Source organism: Pseudomonas sp. CAN1, from assembly GCF_030462585.1.
Lineage (GTDB): Bacteria > Pseudomonadota > Gammaproteobacteria > Pseudomonadales > Pseudomonadaceae > Pseudomonas.
Map to the genome: position 1 here is coordinate 81658 of NZ_JASMRU010000005.1, position 18569 is coordinate 100226.

Genomic DNA, 18569 nt, shown 5'->3' on the forward strand with positions numbered 1-18569 from the left:
ACGAAACGGCCTCCACGAAGCTCGGGGTGATTCAAAAGTGTCCGTGCTAACGCAGTAGAATCTAATGTTGGTCCATCATTGATAGATCCACTGCTGAAGTTCCTCCAGGTTCGCTACAACAATCTGCTGAGCAGCAGCCTTTGCCTGAATCTTATTCGGGTCTATCTGGTATCGCTGCAGCACGTACTGCACTAGAGCACCACGACTGGGGATTGGTAACTGCTCCTGCTGCATGCCGTAATCCTGCGCGACAATAGCTTTCTGTTCTGGCTTCAGCCGTGGGTCGGGCTCGATGATCACCGTCACTTCAGTGCACCAACCTGCGTCCAGTTCTCGCACGTGCTCGGATACGTCCAGTACATCTGGTTCGCCACGGAAACGACTAAGGACAAAGTCTCGGTAGTCACGATTCTTCTCGCAGAAGGCTCGGACATGCCAGCGCATCCCGGTATAGACGAGGGTATGCGGCGCGATGAGACGTGTCTCCGGCACCGGATTGGCGAGTGAAACGTATTCACACTCCAAACGCAGTCCTTCGCGGCAGGCCTTCAGCAGGGGGCGGAGCACGTCGGGCCGCACGGAGCGATCCGGGACCTTCAGCACTTCGGTATGCGCATAAGCCAGGGCCAGCCCCTCGATGTGTGGAGCCCGCTCCTTGTTCTCGCTCAGCAGGTGCAAGTAGGCGCTTGCACTATTGTCGATGAATTTTGGCGCGAACTTCAGACTGGGGACATAGCCTTTCAGATGCCTGTCATATGTCAGGTTTTTGGGCGCGTGCTCGGTGATGTAGGTGTTGATGTCCTTCGATGCCTGCTGTCGGCTGATGCCGAAGCTCTGCATCAGGTGTCCCGTGGTTAGCCGCCCTTCCCACCAGGCGACAGTCTCGATCAGCCGATAACGCAGTGCCAGATCCCAACGGACAGATTCGATCGACTGCTTCCGTTTCATTGTGTCTCCTTGTGCTCGAAAGCTTTACCTGTACAGGTAAACATCATAGATATGTCGCTCAAAGCTACATACTCTTGCTCCGTCACTCAATGGCTGTAGCAAGGAGCATACTCAAATGGAACTGAAGGCAGGACTGGTGATTGTGCTGGTACAGGTCGCGCTCATCGCGTTGCTGGTGTGGGGCGCATGGAAATTGGCGCAGCCCGTTCAACTGCGCCAGCAACTCGAAGCGCAGTTCGAGGGTGTACTGAGCGCACATAACGCTTTGGCAATGCATAACCGCGAACTGAGTGCCGCCTTGCGCACCGAACGGGCTCACGTGCAGCAGTTGCAGCGCCAACTGATGCTTCGTCAGCACGGCTGAAGAAATCAAAGGAGTGGAAGATGAGTCGTCTGGATAGAATCAAGGGCTGCCTGCTGGGTGGTGCAGTTGGGGATGCCCTTGGGGCCCCAGTCGAGTCCCTCAACTGGACGGAAATTGAGCAGCAGTTTGGCTCGTCAGGTATCCGGGATTTCAGTCAGGTCTACGGCATGACAGGAGCGATTACCAATCACACACAGATGATGCTGTTCACGGCCGAGGGGCTGCTTCGCGCACATCTCAGACAAGCAGCGCGCGGTCTCTGCCATCCACCGTCAGTGATTCATCACGCGTTGTTGCGCTGGTATCTCACTCAGGGCGGCGAGCCAGCGATTGATGTGAGGAAAGACGGATGGCTGATTCAGGAGAAGTCGCTCTGGTCACGTCGCGCCCCCGGCATGACTTGTCTATCAGCACTGCGTGATTGCAAGTCCTTTGGCGAACTGGCGTGCAACGACAGCAAGGGCTGCGGTGGCGTCATAAGGGTAGCGCCGCATGCTTTCTTCCCTGCCCCCTTCGAACTGGCAGCTGAGTCAGCGCATCTCACCCACGGGCATCCAACTGGGTATCTGGCAGCCGGGCTGTTTGCCGACATCCTCGCTCGCCTCCTGGTGTCTTCCTGTTCGCTGAAAGAAGCCATTCTGGGTAGCCTCCAGCAGCACGGTAACCGAGAAGGCATGGGCGAGACATGCGAGCTCATCGATCTGGTGTTGACGCTTTATCAGAAAGATGTCCGACCAACCCCAAAAACCATTGCATTGCTGGGAGCAGGATGGACAGCTGAGGAATCACTGGCCATCGGGTTGTGGTGTGCGTTGATGGCCGAGAGCTTCGAGCAGGGCGTGACCTGGGCTGTCAATCACAGTGGTGACAGCGATAGCACGGGATTGATCGCCGGGCATTTGCTCGGCATCCAACTCGGCTGCGCCAACATTCCCGAGCGTTGGCTCGCGCCACTGGAGCTGCGCACGGTGATCGAGCAGGTCGCCATCGATATCGATGAAGTGCCACGCGTTTACGGTGGTGAGTACGACGAGGATCGCATCCACGACGAGCGTATCTGGCGGCGATATCCGGGATGGTGACCGAGGTGCCCCCCCCCCGATTTGCATGGCCAGTCGACAGGAGTCCGCGCATTGAACCTGGTGCCAGCGACACAAACTTTCATCTGTCCACATTGCTCCTGGCATAGAACGACCCTGCCGAAAAGCGATGCGCTCGTGATTGAACGCGATTGCTACATCCTATGCCCAAAATGCGGATACGAGTCACTGGAGCAGCACATGGCAACAACGATTGAAGTGATGAAGGCCCGGCTCGAGTACTTGCTACGGCTTGATCGACATTGAGCATTTCTGGACCTGGAGTACAGGCGCATGAAGAATCTTTTTGCGGTAATCGGTTTTATTGTTGTCGCCAAGAAGGGCTACGAGTTGTATCGAGAGTACAGCGAATTGAAGCGCGAGCGGGAGGAGCGGACAGCGAGTCAGAATCGCCAGTCAGAGTAGGCATTCGTTGCACCCGAGGGACAGAAAACTGTTACGCATAGCACTGACAGTTAGAACCCCATTAGGGGTCTAGCGTCAGCCCTTTCTCGACGCATGAAAAAGGCCAGGTCAGCCCCCCAAAAGCAGATAGCACATCGCCATCCAATTGAGTAGCATTAGCCTTCTCGGCTTAAGACAGCTGTTCACCAGTTGGCGATTTAGAACAAGGAAGTCTCATGCGCCAAGCGACAATATTCTGCCAGATCAGTATACGCGCGCTCAGCCAGACCGCTGTTTTCCCCACACATCACTGGTAGCGCCATCCGCAAGCAGACTGAGGCACCTCCACGGAGGATCATCTGCAACGCATATCGTTATATTTCACCCCTCTGATGCGATTATCGCGACATGCAAAACGGCCTATCCATCTTTTTTGATTAAGGAGTATTGCCTGTGAACACTCCCTTTGACCCATCAAAATTTACGGCGCCCAAAGCCAAGCCACTACCGGTCATTCTCTTGCTCGATGTTAGCGGTAGCATGGGCGGGGAAAAGATTCAAAACCTTAATGACGCGGTGCGCGACATGCTCGACGTGTTCCGTGGCAACGAGACCAGCGAGACCGAAATCTGGGTCTCGATCATCACGTTCGGCTCGGAGGTAACGCTGCATCAACCCCTGGCCAGTGCCAACGACATTCAGTGGCAGGCACTTGCAGCCGGCGGCATGACCCCACTGGGTGTCGCGCTTGAAATGGCCAAGGCAATGATTGAAGACAAGGACGTCGTGCCATCGCGCGCTTATCGTCCGACCGTGGTGCTGGTCTCGGACGGACAACCGGACAATGGCTGGAAAGGCGCATTGCGGGAGTTCGTAAACGAAGGGCGCTCCGCGAAATGCGATCGCATGGCCATGGCCATCGGTGCCGACGCCGACGAGGCGGTTCTCGGAGCATTCATCGAGGACACGCAGAACCCGCTTTTCTACGCAGAGAATGCCCGGCAAATGAAGGACTTCTTCAAGTTCGTGACCATGTCGGTGACCATCCGCACCAGATCGCAGACACCTAACACCATACCGCCGGCGAGTTTGATCGATGTCCAACCTGCGACCATCGGCGCCCGCCAGGAACCAATGGTGGCGACGGCCCCCGATGCAGACGATGGAGGCTACTGGTAATGGCACAGGCAATTGGGGATCCGGAAGAGCTAGAGCGCTTTGCGTTTGCACTGCAGCAATTCACCGACTCGCTCAACGACAGTGTTGGCGCCCTGGATGGCGCATTCCTGTCGCTCGGTGACACCTGGCAGGACGAGAAACGCTCACAGTTCGAAGAAGAGTTCAACATGCTCGTCCAGCAACTCCATCAGTTCAATGCGAACGCGACAGAACAGGTGCCCTACTTGATCGCACTGGCGTCGCGCCTGCGCGATTACCTTCAAAGCTGAGGACGTCGCAAGGGCAATGGCACTCGTATCCATAGGGCAAGTGGAAAACCTCGAAGACCTCGTGCGCGACCTGCAGGCCGTTCATGAGGCCCTGGAGTCATCCTGCCGTGCACAGGTTGCTCTGGCAGAGCATAAGCACGAAGACGCTCAAAACGCTTCACAACTCAGCGAGGACTTGCTCGACAACGCAATGCAGCAGGAACTGAGCGCCAGCCAGGCGTCCGAGGACGCCCTGCAGGCCGTGGACACTGCATACGCCAGTCTCGACGCCGCCGAGGCCTCGCTGTCCAGCTGTGTCGCCCAACCGGTCAGCGAAGACGGGTCAAGTCCTGATTGCACCTGGGAGCACGACCGCGCTGACGAAGCCCGAGCCGGGGTGGACCAGACATGCAACGCGGTTGAGCAGGCGCGGGCTGCTCTCGAACTGGCCATGGAAAACCGCATGGCCATGGAACGTCGCCTGGAAATGTCCAGGCAAGCTGCCACGATGGCCGCGCAGGCACTGGCGCAAGCGCTGCAGGAGTGCAATGCACGGCTTCTCGGCGTCGGCCAGGCCATCGACCTCGGTATTTCACGCCTTTCTGCGGCCCAACAAGCGCTGGAGGCCTACCTCGCGACCAATCCCGTCGCTGCGGACTTCCATGCCTGGCTGAAGTGGGACCCGGTAAAACAGGGTGGCGTCGTGACACCGGATGTACTACGGGATCGAATGAACCTGTCGGTGGAGCATCGGAAGATGCTCCAAGAATATCTGTACGAACGTAATCCTGATTATCGGGCGAAGGTCGACAGATTCCGCGAGCAATGGGTCGCCGCGAAAGGCGATGCCGAGCGCAACGGGGTCCTACGCAAGATCCGCATCGAGCTGTGCGGCGAATTCGGTGAACAACTGGCTCGCCACGCCTTGGCGCCACTGGGTGGTCGCATCGAAACACAAGGGCGGACATTCGTTGGCGAGAACGGCCGGTACACCAAGACGGACCTGCTGATAACCGACCTGCACGTCCCAGTTGTACTGGGGCGTGGTCAGGGCATGGGGGCACAGGTGGGTGGGTCGCTGGCGTTGGAGGTGAAGTGCGGCAAAGCCCAGTACCTCTACGCGCAGAAGGACCACATGGTGTTCCAGGCCGAAGGACACAAGCACGCGGATGCGCAATTCACGCTCTGCTCGCGGGACATCCAGGACCTTTCGCCGGAGAAAGAGAAAGAACTGCGCGATGCCTTGCGCGAAGCGGGCTCGCCATTGATAGGCATGCTGCCAAGAAAGAACGAGATAGACCTCTCCTGTATTGACTTCATCCGCCAGAGCGAGGAGGAACAGCCATGAAAGTACGATTTGCCATAGTGGAGCCTGCCATCCTTGAACAGGTTCAGGCGGGAGTGGAGCAATTGCAACATGCGGTCAACACCGGCGACATGGATGACGTGGACGAGGCCACGGCGCACCTGCTGGAGTTGACCGCAGGCTGCCGCTCGATCGACCTGTCCGAGGAGGAGTGGCAGACGTTCCTGAAGGAAATCAGGCGCGAAGATCCCGACTTCGAATCCCGTTACCTGCTGCCGGGCAAGCTGTGTGCTTCGTTGCTTCCAGGCATCGCCACCGATGCGCACGTCCTGGAGATCCCCATGGACGATGATTCGGGAGACTTCGATGTTTGACGATGTCATGGGACTGATGGCGGCCTGTGCAATCAGGTTCAACGCTGGGGTGCGGGATGGATTCGGCACATCCATCGCCAACGAAGTGCTCTCCCCGATCCAGGAGAACATCGCCTCCCTGCGCCGTTTCAGCGAAGACTACCAGCGTCAGGTCACAGCCATCGACGGCATCCTCGCGGAAGCGCAAAGCGTCGGCACGTTACATGGAGAGCGTGATGAATGAAGCGATCGCCCGAGCATCCGGACCAGATTGTCTGCAGGATCATGCAAGCCATCGCCGACTATCAGGAAGGCCTGGCCCGCATCGACCGCGAATTCGAAGCAGCTGCGACCAGGAGGGAGCAAAACCTCCAGGGTCTGCAAAAAGACGTGCAATCTCCCCTCGCTGCCTCGACGCAGGAGGCCGTACGACGGCTGGCAGATGAAGAAAGACAGACGAACGCCAGCCGCGCCCAGCGGACAACGGCCTGGCGATCGGCGTTCGTGCAGCAATGGGAAGGAATCGCTACGGACGCAATGCGCTCGAGTGGACGGCTTCGCCGCGAACAGCCGGCTTTGGCGGATCTCGTCCCTACGACGCCATGGGCAGTCACGGAAATGCCTGCGCGCCTGCTTCTCGGTTCTCGGCAGTTGAGTTTCGAGGATCTCTTCTGCTCGACGCCGAACGCCATCCCCTTCCCCTTCACCAGCGCCCTGGCATTTTCGCAAGGCCACACCGGGCACATGCAGTGGGTATCTGGCCTCTTGCTGCGCTTGCTCTCTGCCCTGCCCCCGGCGCATCTGGAGTTGACGGTCATCGACCCGCTGCGACTCGGACAATCGGTCGAGCCGTTCCTGCCCCTGCTTAAGGTCGAGCAACTGGTACCGGCACAACGGGTGCTGACTCGCGCGGACGAGATCGAGTCTGCGCTCGGCCGGCTGACGGATGACATTGAGGAACTGCTCCAGCACCGTTTCAATGACAAGTCCGCAAACTGGTCGGAGTACAACGCGAAGAACCCCGACTGCCGTCTTGCGTATAAAGCGCTAGTACTGTTCGACGCGCCGGAGCAACTGTCCGAAAAGAGCCTGTGGTTCCTCCAGCGCTTGTGCGAAAACGGCCCACGCTGTGGAGTCCTGCCGATCATCGCGATCGACGAGCACCGTTTGAAGGACCAGCGCCATGAAAAGTTCCGCGCAACCGCAGCGCAGGCGGTCGCAGCGTTCGACGCCCTTTTCGCGACTTCGTCCGTCGCGCGCAACGGCCTTTCATTGACCTGCCAGTCCGAACAATGGCCCAGGCAGGAACGGCTAGGACCTTACCTTTCGGCGCTCGCCGAAGAATGCGCCAGGCAGGCGCGGTTCAGCCGGTCGATGGAGGATCTCTGGTCCGGCTTCTCCAAGGGCGCTACGACCTGCGCAGGCTTCGACGTCCCGATCGGCTGGACTGCCGCCGGTGCGCCCGCCCCCTTCGTCCTCGGTGCGACGACGTCCGAACACCATGCACTCCTCGCTGGCAAGACCGGGTCAGGCAAGTCGAACCTGCTGCACGTCCTGATCCACTCTCTGTGCCAGCGCTATTCGCCAGCGGAAGTCGACCTTTACCTGCTGGATTACAAGGAATCGACGGAATTCAACATCTATGCGAACCCGCCCCTCCCGCATGCCCGGCTGGTCGCCACGGAAAGCGATCCCGAATACGGTGTCACGGTCCTTCGGCACCTGGTGGGTGAACTGCAGAGACGCGCACGCGTGTTCAAGGACAACAAGGTACCCGACTTCGCCGGATTCCGCGCAAGGACCGGTGAGCGGCTACCCAGGATCCTCCTGGTTATCGACGAGTTCCAGGTTCTCTTTGCCGGCACACGCCCGGTAGCGGAGGCCGCAGAACAACTCCTTTCGCAACTGTTGAAGCAGGGGCGCTCATTCGGCATTCATGTCCTGCTCGCGACGCAGACCCTCAAGGGCATCAATGCCATGTCCCTGGGCAGCATCATCACCCAACTGGGCTGCCGCATCGCCCTGGCCTGCGGCCAGGAAGACTCGGCGATGATCCTGGGCGCTAACAACTGGGCCGCGTCAGAGTTGCAGAGCCCGCCCGAAGGCATCATCAACAATGCCAACGGGGCCAGGTCCGGCAACGTCAAGTTCCTGATACCCCTGGCAGACAGCGACGTTTGCCGCGAGCACATCAGCACGCTGGCGCAGCACGCTGCGCGCCAGGGCATGACGGACAAGACCCGGATCTTCAATGGCGCCAGCCTGCCTGAGCCGCCTTCCGCCAGTACCTACCAGAAGGTCTGCGCACCAGACGGCGCCCTGCTCCTCGGGCAACAGCTGACGTTCGACGCCGACATGCTCACGGTTCCGCTCATCCAGCGCCCGGCCTTCAATGTCCTGTTCAGCGGCTACAACGATGCCATCCACGACGGCCTGCTCAACGCAACGCTGTCCAGCCTGGTCGCATCCAACCGCTTCGACGAGATCATTTACTTCAACGCTCGTGGGGTCACCGCGAACGGCGGGTTCACCTCAGCCACGCGCGCGCCGGGCAGTCCCGTGCAGGTATTCGACGACATCGCGGCACTCCCGTTGCAGGCGGTCGCCGACGCCATCGGCAGTCGCTGCGTCGCCTTGATCATCGACGGTCTCGATTCGGAAAGGCTGCTGCATCCACCGACCGCCTTCAGGGCCCCAAAGCCGGGTGAGCCGCCCTCCCCCGGCGATCTTCTCAAGCGGATTGCCGAGGATGGCCCGCGCCAAGGGGTGTTCGTGTTCGCCTTCGTCGAGCGCTGGCAGCGCTGCGCATCGGCATGCAAGGACCTTCTTTCATGCTTTGAACTGCGCTTGGCGTATTGCATGACTGACGACGACGCCGGCTCGCTTGTCTCCACCGGCATCGGCAAGTTTAAAGGTCTCGATAAGCCCAACCGGGCCGTTCTGGTGAACCGCATGACCGGTGAGACGACCTGGTTCCGCCCTTACGTTGCCAAGAGTTCCCTATGAAGAAGTTTCTACTCACCTGGTATGGCATCACGGATTTTCGCGCATCGCTGGGATTCGAAAGCACGGAAGGTCCGATCGCCGCAGCGCTGGCGGCAGAGGACTATAGCGAAATCGTCATTCTTGGCTACACGCGAAGCGACCTCCAGGATCATGCGCCGACACCAGCCTGCGCTGACCTGGCGACGCGGCTGGCAGCGATCCATGCCGCCAACCAGCAACATGATCGGGGCGTGACCAGCGACTTCATTTCCACCTTCGCCAATACGCCCGCCGCCCACGAGCACTACGTTCGCTGGCTGGAAGCGCAATTGCAGAAGCTCCGCAGGCACGCGCGCATCTCGCTCAAGAGCGAAACGCTCCGCGAACTGAACGATTCCGAGGGCATCTACGCCTGTGCCATGCGCGCCCTGGATTTCGTCGCCAAGGCCGCTGGCGAGAAACTCGTCACGCTATACCTGAGCCCAGGCACACCGGTCATGGCGTTCATGTGGGCACTAGCTGCGCTGGCCCATCCTCACCTGAAGAAACGCCTTATCGTCTCGCCCGTTGTCGGCAAGCCTCCCGAAGCCATTGCCCTGCCTGCCGAATGGCTCGAGCGCCACGGTGCCAGCCAGACGGCGATAGGCAACGTCCATGAAGGGTTCGCCGTGACCTATCACCTGTTCGGGGAGCAACGCATGCCGTCACTGCTGGGCATCCGCCAGTTCGCCTCGGATCGGCATGTGTTCGTGAACTCCCAGGACTTTCCCGCGACCTGCATGCACGCGTTCATTCAGGAAGCAGACTTCGATGAACTCCCCGTTGACCCGTGGGATGCCAAGGACGTACATGAAAGGATCATTGCCCACGCCAGAACCTTACCGCCAGGCGCGCGTATCGGCGTGAACCTTACGGGCGGCACCAAGCTGATGTTCGCAGGTGCGCTTTCCGCAGCCAGGGCACTGGGTGCCGTGCCCTTTTACTTCGACAGCCGCAACCAGCGCGTGACCTATGTCGATAGTCTGCGTCGGGAAATCATCCGGCCCATCGACTCGATAGAAACCTTCCTGCTGCTCAACAGCGATGGGCTGAAAGTGTCGACCGTCGCGCCCCAGGACGAACTCTCGGCGGACCGACGCCGCCTGACCAGAACACTCTGGAAATACCGAAGCAAGATCGCTGACGCCTATACCGCCTTGTGCAGGTTCAACAACGAACACGAAAGAAGCCTGCAAAGAAATGAGCCACTGGCACCGTTCCGCATCGAATGCCACGGTTTCGTCTTCGCCTTCAACCGGGAAGCCGAGGCATCGGTTGTCGGCAACGGTCTGAATCTGCACTTCAAGCACTGGACGGGTTTCGCCAAATACATGTCCGGTGGCTGGTTCGAAGAGTTCGTCTATCTGCAGTGCAAACCCTACGAGGAGCGCGGCGTCATCCGGGACCTGCGAATCAACCTCACTCTGCAACTCAACCAGGACATGACCGGCTCATTCCATCGCGACGCGCAACACAATGAGCTCGACGTCACCTTCACCGACGGACATTCGCTCTACATCGTCGAATGCAAAGCGGGCAAGGTCACGCAGGAGCAAGTGATGAAACTGCAGAACCTCGTCCGCTTCTATGGTGGCGTCGAAGGTCGCGGCATCGTCGCCTGCTGCTTCCCGCCAAGGTCGGACTCGGTACGCAAGAAAATCAGCGATGCGAAGCTGACACTTTGTTGCGGCGGTTCCTTCCTGGAGCAGCTCGATAGCTTGATGAGCGGGATCGCCGCACGCGCCAGGCTCGCCAAGGAACCAGCATGACGCTCTTTCTGGTGTGCGACTCCTCCGGCAGCATGAGCGAGGGGGGCAAGCCATTCATCATGAGAACGGCGGTCACGACCATCGCCCAGTGGATACATCTGGCCGGCGGAGGGGTACAGGTCAGGTTGTGCGCCTGGGGAAGCGAAGCCGTCTTCAGCGACTGGACCATAACCGACGACTACCCGGAACACATGCTGGTTTGCGGCGGTACCTCCAGCGCAACCGCCCTGACCCGCCTGTTGGGTGATTCACCCGACGGAAATGTATTACTCCTGACCGACGGTTTTTGGTCCAGCACTGACACCCGGCACCTGAATCGGTGGCGGGCGGGGCTTCCCCACCACTCGGTGCGGTTTATCAAGACTGGCGCGGACGCCAATCCGCAGCTGAAAGGCCCGGACGTTTTCCTTGCCGAGGACCTGTTCGCAGCGCTGGACGGGTGGCTGGAAGCACCCTCGGCATGATGTTATGGAAGAGCTTCGGCGCCAGCGTTCCAGGCCCCACGCACCTGGCCGCAGGCATCCCCAACCAGGACGCCTGGACAGCCTTCCACCGCGACTGGGGAGACGGCGTCGTGGTTTCCGACGGCCTCGGCTCGAAGCCTTTTTCCAGTATCGGCAGCAAGGCGGCCTGCCAGGCTGTAGCGCAGGCAGCACAGGCTTGCCGCTCCCGCACCGAAGCCGACCCGCCACCCCTGCTGCAACGCATCACATCAAACTGGCTGTCCCTCGTCGCACCACTCGAACCCCGTGATTGCGCCGCCACGTGCCTGTTCGCCCTCCGACCGGGGAATGGCGTGATCCACCTGGGGATGCTCGGCGACGGCCTGGTCGCCGCGATCAGGTCAGATGGCTCGGTGATGTCTCTAGCGGACGACAAATCGCAAGGCTTTTCCAACATCACGGCGGCACTTTCTCACCGCGTGTCCGACCGGGACTGGCAGGTCTCCTCGCTGCCGGAACGAGATTGCCTGGCCATCCTACTCTGCTCCGACGGCGTGGCGGACGACCTGGAGGACATCCCCGGCTTCGTGACCGGTGTGATCCAAGCGCATCGTTCACTGGCCGCCATCACTGCCAACCGGCGTCTTCAAGCGATGCTCGAAAACTGGCCCACCCCAAAGCACAGCGACGACAAGACCATCGCCTGTCTGTGTCGCGAGGAGACGACCCATGGACAAGACTGAATGGACACCACCGCTGTGCGACGAATACGGCAATCGGCATGAGCTTGCCGATGAACTCGCCAGGGGTGGGCAAGGCGTTGTATTTCGCACGAAAGACGCGGACCTGGCCATCAAGCAACCACTCAATCCGCAGGGTGAGCCGGACACCAACATCAACCTGCGTCATCGATTCCAGAACATCCGCCTGCTGCCCCTGCCACCGCGCATTCCAGTGTCGTTGCCCCTGGCGATCCTGCGGGATCAACCGGGGTATGTGATGCGCCTGCTCAACGACATGTCGCCCTTCAGCGTCTTCGATCTCGACGGCAAAACGAAAAAGGATCTCGAAAGGCAGCAACTCACCCTTCCTGGATGGCTGGCTGGCATCCCCGACAAGAGCCTGGCCTTGCGTCTCTTCCATTACGCTCGTACGGGCTCGACCCGCCGCCGCTTGCTCGCGCTGTCGGAGTGCGCCGCCATCCTCGCCCGCCTGCACTGTTCGGGAATGGTCTACGGCGACATCTCCAGCAACAACGCCTTTATCGGTGCGCAATCGAACGATGTTTGGCTCATCGATGCCGACAACCTTAGATTTGAAATGGCCAGCGGAGGTGTCTCGGTCTACACGCCGACTTACGGTGCACCGGAAGTGGTGCGGGGCACCGATACCTCGCGCCCACGCTCAGATTGCTGGGCATTTGCGGTCATGGCCTTCAAGAGCCTTGCACTCTGCCATCCGTTCATCGGCAAGAAAGTGCTCGAATCCGAGGAAGATGACAGCGGCTGGGACGCCGAGCCAAGCAAAGATGCCCAGGCCGCTGACCTGTATGAACGGGCGTACGCGGGTTATCTGCCCTTCATCGATGACGCGAAGGATGATTCCAACGCCGGGGTTGGCGGGCTACCACGTCAGTTGGTGGCGACGCCCGGGCTTCGCCGGCTCTTCCAGGAAACCTTCGGGGCCGGAAGACTACAACCGCATTGCCGTCCAGCCATGGCCTTCTGGGCGCTGGAACTGAAAAAGGCGTTCGACCGCTCACTGCACTGCGATGCCTGCACGATGAGCTACCTGTTCGACGAGCACACCTGCTGCCCTTATTGCCAAGCACCCCGTCCGCCGTTCGCCTGCGCCCGGACATCGCGGGGCGAGATCGCGATTCCCGCCAGAACCCAGCATTTCGCCCTGCCGCACCGACTTTTCCATCCTTTCTCGTTCGAGCATAACGAGACGCAGGCGTACGAAGTCGACCTCGACTTCACTGCCAAGACGGCACGCCCAGTACGAGGAACCCCTGCGTTCCCCGATACCTTGACCTTTACCTTTGAGGCGGGCGCGCAATGAAATTCCAGGACATACCGGCTGATATCCTTTCCATTCGAGTCCGACTGGCTGACCACTGCACGCACGACTGGCGCGACCAGGCCGTCTACTCGATCGAGAACGATCTCTCGCGCCCCGATGAGTTTGACCTGCGTCTCAAGGATGCAATGATCGCGGTCCAGACCGTCACAGCGATCGATAACCGGCGGCTGAACGCCGAGCTCGCTATTGGCCGCGCGCTGCTCGCGCAACTGGCCAATCGTGCTGCCGATGGCAGCATGGAACTGCAAATCGCCTTTTTCTCCGGCCCGTGCCTGGAGATGGGTGAACTGGAAATCGGCGTGGACGAATATGCCGAAAAGGCAATGGCAGGCCTCGAGCGCCGCAGAAAAGGACTCAAGGGTGAACCACTCTACAAGCTACTGGAGCGCCATTTCTGCTTTCGACAAGGCGACAGCGACTTTTTCTTCCTGACCGCCGGCCCGGCCATCGACGAGATCCTCAAGCTGGACCCGGTCCAGGAAGAAGAAGCGGCAGCAGGCGGGGACGATATCGACCTGGCGCCAGTCCCGGAATCGCTAGCCGGCCAGGATGCAATGCCCAGCGACACACAGCCAGCGCGAAGCGAGCAACCAACCCGCAGCAACTCGTTCTGTATCAGCGGGGATGGATTGCGCTTCGTTGCGACAGAGACTCCGTTACCCCAGGGCAAATCGATTTTCCTCACCACGCGCTTGACCAAGGCCCGCAAGCGCCCGGACCGCGCGCTACGCCTGGTCAGAGGCAAGCTTCACTTCGCTGAATGGAGCCGAACCGGACATATCCGGCTCCTTGCCAAAGCCCAAATGACGGCCTTGACGCAGACACACGTCAGTTACTTGAGAAAATGGGACGAGTTTGGCGACCTCGAAGGCGAACTGCTGCTGGAGAAGGCACGTCAGGTGGGAGTCTTGCACGTTGCCGGCACCGTCGAGAACAGGGACGGAACCGTGACCGTGCGCGTGACCCAGGCCTCCGAGGCCGCACTCAAAGCCCTGGATAAAGGCCAGGTCGGCGAACTCCGGTCGGTCGAGGAGCTCCCGGACTATCTGCTCGACCCCGCCCTGCTCTTCAAGGACTTCGCCAGCGGCATCGAGCGCTCTGCGGAAAATCCCCCCTCTTCACCCCAGGATGAACCACAAGACAGCCCCAAGCATTACGTGGTGATCGAGTTCGACAAGACATCGAACACGCTTAGACTGAAGACTGAAAGGCTGCCAGAAAAGTCGGGCATGCTCATCCTTTCCCTCGCAGGCGAGGTTACCCAGATCAAGCGCCGCCTGGTGGCGCGCCGGTTGATTCTCGAAGGCCGGGCGGCCAATCCCCAACTCGGACCGCTGGTCGAGGAAAAAGGCGTCATTACCCAGACTCGCACGCCGTCACCTGTCGAGCCGCTGACGGCGTTCGTCCTGAACAAGGTCTTCAAGAACACGCCCACGCCAAAACAGCTGGATGCCATCAAACGTGCCTTGGAAACGCCGGACATTGCCCTTATCCAGGGACCTCCCGGAACCGGCAAGACCACGGTCATCGCCGCCATTCTCGAGCGCTTGAATGAAATGGCGGACAAGCGTGGCGCCACCATCAAGGGCCAGGTGCTGCTGACAGGGTTCCAGCACGACGCGGTCGAGAACATGATCGAGCGCCTGTCGCTCAACAGCCTCCCCGTACCAAAATTCGGCAAGCGCGCCAATGCAGCCACGGAGAACGCCAGCTTCTTCGAGGAACAGCTCGATGGTTGGTGTGGAAAACTCGCCACCGAATTGCGTGAACGAAACCCGCAGATCGCCGAAATCGAGCAAGAAACGGAAATCAGGCACCTTTACCTGCAATACATCCAGACGCCGACACGGGTACTCGGCGCCCGCCTTGCAGGTCGGATCGCAGCGCTCGGCATTGCGGTCCTGGGCGAGGAGCGGGTTCGTCAGGCCGAGAACCTGCAGAAGAAATTGTGCCTGGAAGAAAAGCTCAATGACGCCAATCACCAGTGGCTCGACGTCGTACGTCGCCTTCGCTGCCAGCCTGAAAGTTTTGCCGACGACGGTCCCGAGCGCGCCGCCGACGTGCTGGCCGATCTCTCCGACACGCTGGACAGCGAGGATCTTGCGCTGCTGGACGATGCCAGCCTGTGGCGCAACGAAAATGGCCTCCCGACTTTCCTGCAGCGGTTGGTAGCACTGAAGAAGAAGCTGCTAGCCCGCTTCAGCGCACCTCCGGTTTTTCGCATCGAAAAAACCAATGACGAGATCGTCGCCCTGGCAGGCTTCGCAATCGAGCAGATCAAGCTCAAGGGATACTCGGGACGCGACAGGAAATCCGCCGCTCTGGCCGAGTTTCTCGCCCAACTCGACAACAATCCACGCGCCATGCTGGAGGCTGTATCCGACTACAGCTTCGCTTTCGCCGCGACGTGCCAGCAAAGCGTCAACCGAAGCATGCAGTTCCAGAAGGGCATTCGGGGGGGCGACACCAACCTGAACCAGCAGCAACTGGAATACGAGTATGTGATCGTCGACGAAGCCGCACGCGTCTCGCCACGTGACCTGATGGTGCCGATGGCACAGGGCAGGCGCATCATCCTGGTCGGCGACCATCGCCAACTGCCGCATATCATTGATGACGAGGTTGCGCGCCGGATGGAAGCCGGTGAAAACGGCCCGTCGGAAACCGATTGGCTGAAGAAGTCGATGTTCCACTATCTGTTCTCGGAGCGCCTGAAGACCCTGGAGGACGGCGACAAGATCACTCGTCGGGTCACGCTGGACAGGCAGTACCGTATGCATGAACTGCTGGGCGATTTCATCAGCCGCAACTTCTACGAGCGCTTCGACCCCTCCGAGAAGTTCGGCTCCGGAAGGCCTGCAGTCGATTTCGCCCACGCCCTCCCCGATACCGGCGGCAAACCCGCCGCGTGGCTGGCGGTACCCGTGGAGAAAGGCAAGCACCTGCCCAGCGGCGGAACCAGCTGGATTCGCCCGATCGAGGCCACGGTGATCATCCACCAACTGCTCGCATGGATGAATTGCGAGGCCGGCAAGGACCTGACCTTCGGGGTGATTTCCTTCTACAAGGCGCAGGCCGAATACATCAGGCAGCAACTCGGCACGCTCGGCCACAATGACAAGCGACTGCGTATCGGCACGGTGGACTCGTTCCAGGGCATGGAATTCGACGTGGTCTTCCTGTCGACGGTGAGGACCGTGCCGCAGCCGTGGAAACCCGCTACCGATGACCGCGAGAAACAGGCGAAATCACTGTTCGGTCACCTTTGCCTCTACAACCGCCTGAATGTCTCGATGAGCCGCCAGAAGAAACTGCTCGTGGTGGTCGGCGACCCGAGCCTGCTGGAAGGCGACCTTGCAGCCGAGTTCATTCCCGGGCTCGTTGACTTCCATAAGCTCTGCCGCGAACAAGGAGTCGTGCTGGAATGTTGAAACTTCTGGATTACGGCAAACCTGATCCCTTCGGGGCAACCGTCGGTCGACGCCGCAATCTGTCCTGGCCCGTCGACGTTTACCGGATCACCCTGCCGAAGCCTGACGAAGATGGCCTGAATCTGAACCCGTTCGAGCAGGTCATCCTCAGCCTGCTTGCCCTGGGAAATATGACATCACAGGCATTGGCCGAGGAAACGTGCATTCCACGCGACCTGGTCGAAAGCATCCTGTTGCGCCTCCGGGACAAAGGGTTGATCGACGATTTCAACGTTACCCTCGACGCGTCCGGCAACAACGGTGAAAGCCAGGTCGGCACCCCCGCGTTCGTTACCGCGCTGCTGTTTCGCGAACTCGTCAGCGGGCAGGTCCTGCCCTTCATGCAGTTGCTGGAACGGCAGCCGTTGCGCAAACAGGAACAGAAGCAGGCCGCCTACAAGATCTGCGCTCTCGCTGCCGGGCAAACGCCGCCCACCCAGCGGGATGTGATCAACGTAGCGCGAGCGATGCAAAGAAGGGCCGCGGTGTTCGGGAAAGCGGAGCGAACGCCTGCACTGCACAAGATCATGATCGTCGACCAGCCAGAACGGTATTACCTGGACTGCCCTATCGCCATTCAGAAAAGCGACGGCGAATTCCGTATCGCAGATCCCTTCGGCAACGGGTTTTCACTGGTGCTCGAACGGGCATTCGAACAATTGCTCGAACAGGATGAATACGCAGCGAATTGGCTAGGCAAGTGGAAAGCCTCACTGAGCCAGCCGCGCTTGCCATCCCAGGATCCCCGTGAAAAAGAACCGTTCGACACGCCTTTTAACCAGCAGCAATACCCCAAGCTCATCAGCAACTTGCGGCTGCTACCGAACGCCTCGTTCCGCTCGATCGCCCAGCTCTATGCCGCCGTGGAGTGGTCATTGTTCTACGCCTGTGCGAAGCGCCCCTTCGAAGGTGATATCGAGCGCTTGAGATTCACCCCGCAGGCGGAGCACGCGCAACTGCTTGGCCGGGCGGCCAGCGAGTTCGGACTGTTACCACCGGCATCCGGTTTCAGGCCTGTCCGCGAGGGCAAGCTGCGGGACTTCCAAGAGGGAAAGGCAGAGCTGGAAACGCTGCTCGCCCTGAGCATCCTTCGCGCGCAGGACGATGGTTCTCATCCCTTGCGGCGCCTGGCCGCGCGCGATCCCGCACTGATCAGCCACCTGCTCGAAATCAAGAAGGCGCGCGACGAAAAGGGGCATGGCAAAGGCAGTGCCGACGCCCCGGAATCGGAGTTGCTGGCAGAACCGCTGGTGCGCGAGATCATCGAGATCATGCTGCCGGAAGTGACCCTCACCCGCGAGCCGACCGCCAGCAGCAACCCTGACGCCTACGCGGACGTGTTGCTGGATGCCCGCGCGAGCATCCAGGACGAGTTCAGCTTCGGCGCATTCAATCGCCTCGGGGCGAACGTGAAGGAGCGGCTCGTTCATGCGGAACGGGTCTTCCTGTCCTGCCAAGAAGGAGATGATGCCCTGGCGTTCGTCCGCGACCTCTATGCGGCAATGCAGTCCGTGCTCGAGCTGTCGCTGAATCGTTGGCTGCCACCTGACATCACAGACTCACTGCTGATCGAGGCAGCGCAAGGCAGGGCCATCGAGTCCGGCTTGTGCCAGCGACTGCCGGAAAGCCTGCGCACCGTCAGGGCTTCGGCTGTACGCCAGACGCTGCAGGGCAGCGGCCAGTCGCTCGGGGCCTGCGTGATCGCCTTCCTGCTGATGGCTGACGAGCAGACTCTCAAGTCGGTTGCGGCGACACAACCGTCCTTTGTCGACGATTTAGCCGCGCTCATCGTCAGACGCGGACACGGTAATGAGCCACTGCCATTAGCAAGCACGGATGTCGCGAAGCTGCGCAAAGCATCGTACAAAATTATCAAAGCACTGATCGAGGTTTAGG

At 60.1% G+C, this 18569-nt stretch carries 15 protein-coding genes; 14 read left to right on the forward strand and 1 reads right to left on the reverse strand.

Going from position 1 to position 18569, the window contains the following annotated elements; genetic code table 11:
* Positions 1–75: 75 nt before the first annotated feature.
* Positions 76–948 carry a YafY family protein gene (locus QO207_RS09255; RefSeq protein WP_301532156.1) on the reverse strand — a complete coding sequence of 291 codons (873 nt, stop codon included), beginning with the start codon at positions 946–948 and terminating at the stop codon, positions 76–78.
* A gap of 115 nt (positions 949–1063) precedes the next feature.
* On the opposite strand from QO207_RS09255, the gene QO207_RS09260 reads away from it, so the two are divergent.
* The 14 genes from QO207_RS09260 to QO207_RS09325 all read left to right on the forward strand — a co-directional run bounded on the left by QO207_RS09260 (position 1064) and on the right by QO207_RS09325 (position 18568).
* Positions 1064–1312 carry a hypothetical protein gene (locus tag QO207_RS09260; protein WP_301532157.1) on the forward strand — a complete coding sequence of 83 codons (249 nt, stop codon included), beginning with the start codon at positions 1064–1066 and terminating at the stop codon, positions 1310–1312.
* A 20-nt stretch (positions 1313–1332) separates the two neighbouring features.
* The gene (locus QO207_RS09265; RefSeq protein WP_301532158.1) at positions 1333–2394 is read left to right on the forward strand and encodes an ADP-ribosylglycohydrolase family protein; all 1062 of its coding nucleotides are present in this window, start codon (positions 1333–1335) and stop codon (positions 2392–2394) included.
* 855 nt (positions 2395–3249) lie between these two features.
* Positions 3250–3975 carry a VWA domain-containing protein gene (locus tag QO207_RS09270; protein WP_301532159.1) on the forward strand — a complete coding sequence of 242 codons (726 nt, stop codon included), beginning with the start codon at positions 3250–3252 and terminating at the stop codon, positions 3973–3975.
* Complete coding sequence (locus QO207_RS09275) at positions 3975–4244, forward strand: WXG100 family type VII secretion target (protein ID WP_283879744.1); 270 nt, start codon at positions 3975–3977, stop codon at positions 4242–4244. Before QO207_RS09270 ends, QO207_RS09275 begins: the two co-directional genes overlap by 1 nt.
* Positions 4245–4260: 16 nt before the next feature.
* On the forward strand, positions 4261–5571 hold the full coding sequence (locus QO207_RS09280; protein WP_301532160.1) for a hypothetical protein: 1311 nt from the start codon (positions 4261–4263) through the stop codon (positions 5569–5571).
* On the forward strand, positions 5568–5903 hold the full coding sequence (locus tag QO207_RS09285) for a hypothetical protein (RefSeq protein WP_301532161.1): 336 nt from the start codon (positions 5568–5570) through the stop codon (positions 5901–5903). Before QO207_RS09280 ends, QO207_RS09285 begins: the two co-directional genes overlap by 4 nt.
* The gene (locus tag QO207_RS09290) at positions 5896–6126 is read left to right on the forward strand and encodes a hypothetical protein (RefSeq protein WP_301532162.1); all 231 of its coding nucleotides are present in this window, start codon (positions 5896–5898) and stop codon (positions 6124–6126) included. The genes QO207_RS09285 and QO207_RS09290 overlap by 8 nt, the downstream gene beginning before the upstream one ends.
* Positions 6123–8888: an FtsK/SpoIIIE domain-containing protein gene (locus QO207_RS09295; RefSeq protein WP_301532163.1), complete on the forward strand. Its 2766-nt coding sequence runs from the start codon at positions 6123–6125 to the stop codon at positions 8886–8888. Before QO207_RS09290 ends, QO207_RS09295 begins: the two co-directional genes overlap by 4 nt.
* Positions 8885–10675 (forward strand): DUF1887 family CARF protein, encoded by a 1791-nt coding sequence (locus QO207_RS09300; protein ID WP_301532164.1) that lies wholly within the window; start codon positions 8885–8887, stop codon positions 10673–10675. The genes QO207_RS09295 and QO207_RS09300 overlap by 4 nt, the downstream gene beginning before the upstream one ends.
* Positions 10672–11139: a VWA domain-containing protein gene (locus QO207_RS09305; RefSeq protein WP_301532165.1), complete on the forward strand. Its 468-nt coding sequence runs from the start codon at positions 10672–10674 to the stop codon at positions 11137–11139. Before QO207_RS09300 ends, QO207_RS09305 begins: the two co-directional genes overlap by 4 nt.
* The gene (locus tag QO207_RS09310) at positions 11136–11861 is read left to right on the forward strand and encodes a PP2C family serine/threonine-protein phosphatase (protein ID WP_301532166.1); all 726 of its coding nucleotides are present in this window, start codon (positions 11136–11138) and stop codon (positions 11859–11861) included. Before QO207_RS09305 ends, QO207_RS09310 begins: the two co-directional genes overlap by 4 nt.
* On the forward strand, positions 11848–13182 hold the full coding sequence (locus QO207_RS09315; protein ID WP_301532167.1) for a serine/threonine protein kinase: 1335 nt from the start codon (positions 11848–11850) through the stop codon (positions 13180–13182). The genes QO207_RS09310 and QO207_RS09315 overlap by 14 nt, the downstream gene beginning before the upstream one ends.
* On the forward strand, positions 13179–16634 hold the full coding sequence (locus QO207_RS09320; RefSeq protein WP_301532168.1) for a DEAD/DEAH box helicase: 3456 nt from the start codon (positions 13179–13181) through the stop codon (positions 16632–16634). Before QO207_RS09315 ends, QO207_RS09320 begins: the two co-directional genes overlap by 4 nt.
* Entirely contained in the window at positions 16628–18568 is a 1941-nt protein-coding gene (locus QO207_RS09325) for a hypothetical protein (protein WP_301532169.1), read from the forward strand. The genes QO207_RS09320 and QO207_RS09325 overlap by 7 nt, the downstream gene beginning before the upstream one ends.
* The last annotated feature ends 1 nt before the right edge of the window (position 18569 follow it).

What these genes read in the sequence shown, in the direction of transcription:
- QO207_RS09320 (WP_301532168.1), top strand. Translation starts at nt 13,179, where the DNA reads ATGAAATTCCAGGACATACCGGCTGATATCCTTTCCATTCGAGTCCGA.
- QO207_RS09305 (WP_301532165.1), top strand. Translation starts at nt 10,672, where the DNA reads ATGACGCTCTTTCTGGTGTGCGACTCCTCCGGCAGCATGAGCGAGGGG.
- QO207_RS09260 (WP_301532157.1), top strand. Translation starts at nt 1,064, where the DNA reads ATGGAACTGAAGGCAGGACTGGTGATTGTGCTGGTACAGGTCGCGCTC.
- QO207_RS09275 (WP_283879744.1), top strand. Translation starts at nt 3,975, where the DNA reads ATGGCACAGGCAATTGGGGATCCGGAAGAGCTAGAGCGCTTTGCGTTT.
- QO207_RS09290 (WP_301532162.1), top strand. Translation starts at nt 5,896, where the DNA reads ATGTTTGACGATGTCATGGGACTGATGGCGGCCTGTGCAATCAGGTTC.
- QO207_RS09300 (WP_301532164.1), top strand. Translation starts at nt 8,885, where the DNA reads ATGAAGAAGTTTCTACTCACCTGGTATGGCATCACGGATTTTCGCGCA.
- QO207_RS09280 (WP_301532160.1), top strand. Translation starts at nt 4,261, where the DNA reads ATGGCACTCGTATCCATAGGGCAAGTGGAAAACCTCGAAGACCTCGTG.
- QO207_RS09285 (WP_301532161.1), top strand. Translation starts at nt 5,568, where the DNA reads ATGAAAGTACGATTTGCCATAGTGGAGCCTGCCATCCTTGAACAGGTT.
- QO207_RS09255 (WP_301532156.1), bottom strand. Translation starts at nt 948, where the DNA reads ATGAAACGGAAGCAGTCGATCGAATCTGTCCGTTGGGATCTGGCACTG.
- QO207_RS09315 (WP_301532167.1), top strand. Translation starts at nt 11,848, where the DNA reads ATGGACAAGACTGAATGGACACCACCGCTGTGCGACGAATACGGCAAT.
- QO207_RS09310 (WP_301532166.1), top strand. Translation starts at nt 11,136, where the DNA reads ATGATGTTATGGAAGAGCTTCGGCGCCAGCGTTCCAGGCCCCACGCAC.
- QO207_RS09265 (WP_301532158.1), top strand. Translation starts at nt 1,333, where the DNA reads ATGAGTCGTCTGGATAGAATCAAGGGCTGCCTGCTGGGTGGTGCAGTT.
- QO207_RS09325 (WP_301532169.1), top strand. Translation starts at nt 16,628, where the DNA reads ATGTTGAAACTTCTGGATTACGGCAAACCTGATCCCTTCGGGGCAACC.
- QO207_RS09295 (WP_301532163.1), top strand. Translation starts at nt 6,123, where the DNA reads ATGAAGCGATCGCCCGAGCATCCGGACCAGATTGTCTGCAGGATCATG.